The organism is Geobacillus sp. ZGt-1, assembly GCF_001026865.1.
Classification (GTDB): Bacteria; Bacillota; Bacilli; order Bacillales; family Anoxybacillaceae; genus Geobacillus; species Geobacillus thermoleovorans.
The window spans coordinates 128601-128936 of sequence record NZ_LDPD01000013.1 but is presented as its reverse complement, the minus strand read 5'-3'; the positions used below and the strand labels follow the sequence as shown (position 1 = coordinate 128936).

Here is a 336-nt window from a genome sequence, read left to right as displayed (position 1 = left end):
GACGGCGTTTCGCTCCTTTCTCGTCTGCGTAAAGCGGATCGACGACAACAACGCCAACCCGACAAGGGAAAGAAACCACGCGGCCCATTTCCATTCCCCGCCGCGGTCGACCTCAAACCCGATGTAGGAATCATACGCTCGTTGAATCGCGTGTTTTCCGATAAACAGCAGCGACGCCCAGTCGCGGGCATGAACAGTTTTGGACAGATCGATGAACAGCTCCGTCGTCATCGGTCCGGTCAGGATCCACACAAGCAAAATAGCGAAAAAACTGACCTTTTTCGTTTCCAACAGCAGTGCGATGATGACGCCGTACAGGACGGTGAGCACGAGCGG

1 pseudogene is annotated in these 336 nt (G+C 55.1%); it reads right to left on the bottom strand.

Annotated features, from left to right (window positions below):
* A pseudogene (locus tag VU18_RS19280) lies at nucleotides 1–336 on the bottom strand (ABC transporter permease); the annotation flags it as partial.